The sequence below is a fragment of the Modestobacter sp. SYSU DS0511 genome, assembly GCF_054050755.1.
Genome location: NZ_JBJGZY010000046.1, coordinates 22,702 through 28,870, shown reverse-complemented (window position 1 = coordinate 28,870; position 6,169 = coordinate 22,702). Strand labels below are relative to the sequence as shown.

Here is a 6,169-nt window from a genome sequence, read left to right as displayed (position 1 = left end):
CCCCCGCCCCCCCCCCCCCCCCCCCCCCCCCCCCCCCCCCCCCCCCCCCCCCCCCCCCCCCCCCCCCCCCCCCCCCCCCCCCCCCCCCCCCCCCCCCCCCCCCCCCCCCCCCCCCGGGTGTGCGCTCAGGGATCAGGGGGTGAGCAGCACCTTGACCGCGCCGTCCTGCTTCTGGCGGAACGTCTCGTAGGCCTGCGGCGCCTGCTCCAGCGGCACGTGGTGGGTGGCGAAGGTGTCCACGCCCAGCGGGTCCGCGTCGGTCAGCAGCGGCAGGATGTCGGGCACCCAGCGCCACACGTTGGCCTGCCCCATGCGCAGCTGGAGCTGCTTGTCGAAGATGCGCATCAGCGGCAGCGGGTCGGTGGCCCCGCCGTAGACACCGGAGATTGAGATGGTGCCGCCGCGGCGGACCGCCTCGATCGCGGTGTTCAGCGCAGCCAGCCGGTCGGCACCGGCCACCTGCATGACCTTCTCCATGATCGCGTCGGGCACCAGGGCGCTGGCCTTCTGCGCGAGCTTCGCGCCCGGCGAGCCGTGCGCCTCCATGCCGACGGCGTCGATGACCGCATCCGGGCCGCGGCCGTCGGTCTCGTCCCGCACCCAGGCGACGACGTCGGCCTGGTCGGTGGAGTCCAGCACGTCGATCCCGTTGGCCCGGGCCCGGGCCAACCGCTCGGGCACCGAGTCGACGGCGTAGACCGCGGCGGCGCCCAGGTGCTTGGCGATGCGGGTGGCCATGTCACCGATCGGGCCGAGCCCGAGCACCAGCACCGTCCCGCCCGGCACGACGCCGGCGTACTGCACGGCCTGCCAGGCGGTGGGCAGGACGTCGGAGAGGTAGACGAAGCGGTCGTCGGCCGGGCCCTCGGGCACCTTGATCGGCAGCGTGTTCCCGAACGGGACCCGCAGGTACTCGGCCTGCCCGCCGGGCACCTGGCCGTAGAGCTTCGTGTAGCCGAACAGCGAGGCGCCGAAGCCCTGCTCGCGGTTCTGCGTGGTCTCGCACTGGCTCTGCAGGCCCTGGGAGCACATCCAGCAGGTGCCGCAGGAGATGTTGAACGGGACGACGACCCGGTCACCGGCCTTCAGCTCGGTGACGCCGGGGCCGACCTCGCGCACGACCCCCATCGGCTCGTGGCCGAGCACGTCGCCGACGGTCATGAACGGGGCCATGACCTCGATCAGGTGGAGGTCCGAACCGCAGATCCCGCTGGAGGTGATCTCCACGATGACGTCGGTGGGATCGGTGATGGTCGGGTCGGGGACGGTGTCCACCCGGACGTCGTCCCGGCCGTGCCAGGTCACTGCGCGCATGCGTGCACTCCTCGGGCTCGGGGGGCCGCTGGACCGGCCGCGAACGCGTCGGAGCCAGGTCGGGGGCCGTGATGTCCCTCGCACCTACCCGTCACGGCGCGTTCGACTCATGACCCGCCAGCAGTCCTGACGTCACGCAGGGTGCCCATTTGGCAGGCTTTGTTGTGATGCCGACCACTTGACCCGGTGTGCGTCGGTAGTTGAGCGCATCACGAACTGGTCACGACGTGTTTACATGGGCGCCGCGTGCCGCCCGTCGGTCCTCTGTCGGACGGCACGCAGTCATGTCCCCGACGGAAGACTGGTGCCTTGGACCCGCACGACCTCGCACGGCTCGACGACGACGGGTCGATGCGCCGCAGCCGCATCGACGCCACCGGCAGCTCTCCCGCCGGCCCGTCGAGCGCGAGCCCCGAGGCGCTCCCGGAGGCGCCCGTCCTCCGGCTCGTCCGCACCGATGCCGCCACTGCCGTCCCGGCCTCCCTCGAGCTGGTGGCCCTGGGCCCCGGGCTCGAGATCTCCGCGGCCTCGCTGGCCGCCGGCTGGCCGCTCCCGGTGTCGTCCGTCCGCCGGCCGTCCCCGGTGGAGGCCGGTGCGCCCGGGTCCGGCGCCTGGCCGCTGCCGGTGACCGCGGGGATCGTCGACGACCGGGCCGCGGAGCAGTTCGCCGACGCGGTGGCCGGCCGGGCCGGATCGCAGCCGGCGGCGCACGAGGTCGCCTCGGTCGCGCCTGCCGCCGTCGCCGCCGATCGGCGGCCCCGACGCCTGCGGGAGCTGGCCCGCCGCCCCTCGCCGTACCTGGCCGCAGCGCTGGTCGGCGCCGCCGGCCTCGGCCTCACCGCGGCGGCCGGCCCGGCCGCCCAGGCCGTCGCGGTCGCCGAGCCGGTGAGCGTGGCGGAGGAGCTCGGGCTCGAGGCCTCCGACCGCCCCACGCTGAGCGGCGAGGCCGCCACCTCCCGGCTCCGGGACATGGTCGCCACCCGCGCCGAGCGCGAGGACGCCCAGGTCGCCGCCGCCCGGGCGCAGGCCGAGGCGGACCGGGTCGCCGCGGAGGCCGCCGCAGCCGCCGCGGCCGCCGCAGCCGAGGCGGCTCGCCCCAAGGCCGTGCTGCCCGTGCAGGGTGCGCGGCTGACCAGTGGCTTCGGCTACCGGTGGGGCACCCTGCACGCCGGGGTCGACTTCGCCGCGCCGCTCGGCACCCCCGAGTACGCCGTCATGGACGGCGTGGTGCTGCAGGCCGGGCCGGCCAGCGGCTACGGCATGGCGGTCTACATCCAGCACCCCGACGGCGACGTCACCGTCTACGGCCACATGCAGGAGATCCTGGTCGCCGAGGGGCAGACCGTCCGGGCCGGCGACACCATCGCCCTGCTCGGCAACACCGGTCAGTCGACCGGGCCGCACCTGCACTTCGAGGTGCACCGCGGGGGGCTGGACGGGGAGAAGATCGACCCGCTGCCCTGGCTGCGGGGCCACGGCGTCGACATCTGACGAAGGGCCCCGTCCTCCTCACCCCGCGCACGCTCGGGGCGAGCCTCTGGACGGGGCCGTTCCAGCACGTCACCTGAGCGTGGCGGGTGAGGTGGTGCTGGCGCGAACGGCTGGCATGCGAGATGGTGCATGTGAGCAGTTCGGTCGGCCGGGAGGGCGTTGATGGGGCACGGGCACAGCCATGGGCACGCCCACGGGCACACGGCGGGCACCGTGTCCGCGGCGCACCGCGGCCGGCTGGTGGTGGTGCTGGCGCTCACCGGCAGCGTCTTCGTCGTCGAGGTCGTCGGCGCCCTGATCTCCGGCTCGCTGGCCCTGCTCGCCGACGCCGCCCACATGGCCACCGACGCGCTCGGCATCGGCATGGCGCTCGCTGCCGTCACCCTGGCGCAGCGGCCGGCCCGTGGCCGGCGCACCTTCGGGTTGCAGCGGCTCGAGGTGCTGGCCGCGGTCGGCAACGGCCTGCTGCTGCTGCTCGTGGGTGGCTACGTCGTCGTCGAGGCGGTGCGCCGGATCGGCAACCCGCCGGAGATCCACTCGGGCTGGATGCTGAGCGTCGCGCTGGTCGGGCTGGCGGTCAACCTCGGCTCGCTCGCCCTGCTGCGCCGCGGTCAGGGGGAGTCGCTGAACACCCGCGGCGCCTACCTGGAGGTGCTGGGCGACGCGCTCGGGTCGGTCGCGGTCATCGTCGCCGGCGTCGTCATCTGGACCACCGGCTGGACCGGCGCGGACGTCGTCGCCTCCTTCGCCGTCGGCGCGCTCGTGCTCCCGCGCGCCTGGTCGCTGCTGCGGGAGGCGCTGGACGTGCTGCTCGAGGCGGCCCCGCGGGGGGTCGACCTCGGCGAGGTCCGCACCCACGTGCTGGGCGTGCCCGGCGTGCTGGAGGTCCACGACCTGCACGCCTGGACGATCACCTCCGGCCTCCCGGTGCTCTCCGCCCACGTCGTCGTCACCGACGACGTGCTCGCCGAGGGGCACGGCGGCCGGGTGCTCGACGCCCTGTGCGTCTGCCTGGGCGACCACTTCGACGTCGAGCACTGCACGTTCCAGCTGGAGGCGGCCGGGCACGCCGACCACGAGGCACCCGTCCACGAGTGATCTTGCGGCGACGGCGCCGACCAGCCCGGCCCGGTCCTGCGGCCGCACGCCGCGGACGTCGGCCAGCCCGCGCGGTGCCGGTGAGCTGTCCGCCGGCGTGGTCGAGCGGGGAGACCCGCTGCAGCGCCGACACGGCCCGCCGGGTCCGCGCTCCGCCGAGGTACGGGTCGAAGACGCGCGCCCCGGCCGGCCGGAGGCGTGCGGACGACGGTGAGCTGGGGTGCGGAGCCGGAGTCGTCCAGGGTGACGTGGACCGGCACCTCCTGACCACCTGTCGTCAGGTTCCCCGGCGGGAGCTCGCGCTCGAGCAGGTCGCGCTCGAGCCAGGCCGCCTCGTGTTCCGATCCGCACGGGACGGCCTCCACCGAGACCGCGGCCGCCACCATCGGAGCGAGGTGACCGCGGTCGCGCAGGTCCGACCAGGTAGGAGAGCACGCGGCGGCGCAGGTCGACGGCGCGGCCGAGGTGCAGCACCTGACCGTGCCCGGCCCGGAACCGGTACACGCCGGACTCGGGCGGGCAGCCGCAACGCCGCCGTCCTCGCCCCGGACGTGTCCCCGGCGGGCCCGACCGTCACGCGCCGATCCTCGGCGCGGTGGACCGGCCGGCACGAGCGGTGGACGGACGACGGCGCCCGCCTCCCGGAGAGGAGACGGGCGCCGTCAGGTGTCGCGCCGGGGCTCAGCCGGCGTGGACGATCGCCTCCGGCCCGGTGGGCAGGTCCTCCTTGGTGGCCTTGATCAGCACCGCGGAGACCAGTGCACCGATGACCAGCAGCACCGAGGCCCAGGTGAAGGCCGTGGTGTAGCCCTCCACCTGCGCGGCCAGGCCGACGGCCGGGTCGGTCGGGTCCTGCCCGGCGGTGACCGCGTCGGTGACCGCCGCGGTGATGGCACCCACCGACAGCGTCGCGAGCAGCGCCGTGCCGATCGAGGCGCCCACCTGCTGCGTGGCGTTCAACAGGGCGCTGGCCGCACCGGCGTCGTGCTCCCCGGCGCCGATCAGCGCCAGGTTGGACAGCGGCACGAAGGTGAAGCCCAGGCCCAGGCCCAGCAGCAGCTGGCCGGGGAAGGCCAGCGCCCAGAACGAGGTGTCCACGTCCAGGAAGGACATGGTGAACAGCCCGGCCGCGGCCAGCAGCCCGCCGGCGACCATGAGGGGCTTCGGACCCACCTTCGGCACCAGCCCGCTGGCGGCGCCCGCGGAGATCAGCACGCCCAGCGTCGTCGGCAGCGAGGCGAAGCCCGCCGCGACCGGCGTGTAGTCCAGCACCTGCTGGAAGTACAGGCTCAGGAAGAAGAACGCGCCGATGAGCCCGGCGCCGACCAGGGTGGAGGTGAGGTAGGCGCCACCGCGGTTCCGGTCCAGCACCAGCCGCATGGGCAGCAGCGGGTTGCGCACCCGCAGCTCCAGGACGACGAACGCCGCGACCAGCACCACGCCGACGGCGATGAAGGTCAGCGCCGGCCCGTTGGTCCAGCCGCTCGCGGTGCTGCCGGCGTCGGCGTTGGTCTGCGCGGCCTCGGCCACCCGGGTGAAGCCGTACACGAAGGAGGCCAGGCCCAGGGTGATCAGCACGGCGCCCGGGATGTCGTAGCTGGTCTCACCGGGGGCCTTGCTCTCCGGGACCACCGGGATCGCCGCGACGATGGCGATGATCGCCACCGGCACGTTCACCCAGAAGCACCAGCGCCAGTCGGCGTACTCGGTGAGCACCCCGCCGAGCAGCAGCCCGACGGCCGAGCCGCCACCGGCGATCGCGCCGTAGACGGCGAAGGCCTTGGCGCGCTCCTTGGCGTCGGTGAACAGCACCGTGATCAGCGCCAGCGACGCTGGTGCGAGCAGGGCGCCGAAGGCACCCTGCAGGGCGCGGGCGGCGAACAGCAGCTCCTCGTTGGGCGCGAAGCCGCCCAGGGCGGAGGCGACCGCGAAACCGGCGGCGCCGACCAGGTAGGTGCGCTTGCGGCCCCAGAAGTCGGCGATCCGGCCGCCCAGCAGCAGGAAGCCGCCGAAGGTCAGCGTGTAGGCGGTGACGATCCACTGCTGCGACGCCGGGCTGATGTCCAGGTCGGTGGAGACCGCGGGCAGCGCGATGTTCACGATCGTGGCGTCGAGGATGACCATCAACACGGTCACCGCGACGACCGCGAGGGCGAGCCACCGCTTCGGGTAGGGCTCGGAGTGCGGGGTGATCCCCACGTCCGCGGAGGTGGGGGAGGGGTCGCTCACGTCGTCGTCCTCAATCGTTCGTGCCGGTCGGCCGATG

At 74.7% G+C, this 6,169-nt stretch carries 4 protein-coding genes; 2 read left to right on the top strand and 2 right to left on the bottom strand.

The window, feature by feature from the left end:
- Positions 1-132: 132 nt before the first annotated feature.
- Positions 133-1,314 carry a zinc-dependent alcohol dehydrogenase gene (locus tag ACI783_RS17655; protein ID WP_457141654.1) on the bottom strand — a complete coding sequence of 394 codons (1,182 nt, stop codon included), beginning with the start codon at positions 1,312-1,314 and terminating at the stop codon, positions 133-135.
- A gap of 309 nt (positions 1,315-1,623) precedes the next feature.
- On the opposite strand from ACI783_RS17655, the gene ACI783_RS17650 reads away from it, so the two are divergent.
- A complete protein-coding gene (locus ACI783_RS17650) occupies positions 1,624-2,805 on the top strand; it encodes a M23 family metallopeptidase (RefSeq protein ID WP_457141653.1) in 1,182 nt (393 codons plus the stop codon).
- Positions 2,806-3,018: 213 nt separating this feature from the next.
- A complete protein-coding gene (locus tag ACI783_RS17645; protein WP_457141652.1) occupies positions 3,019-3,903 on the top strand; it encodes a cation diffusion facilitator family transporter in 885 nt (294 codons plus the stop codon).
- 681 nt (positions 3,904-4,584) lie between these two features.
- Here the strand turns inward: ACI783_RS17645 and ACI783_RS17640 are convergent.
- Positions 4,585-6,132: an MFS transporter gene (locus ACI783_RS17640; RefSeq protein WP_457141651.1), complete on the bottom strand. Its 1,548-nt coding sequence runs from the start codon at positions 6,130-6,132 to the stop codon at positions 4,585-4,587.
- Between the last annotated feature and the right edge of the window lie 37 nt (positions 6,133-6,169).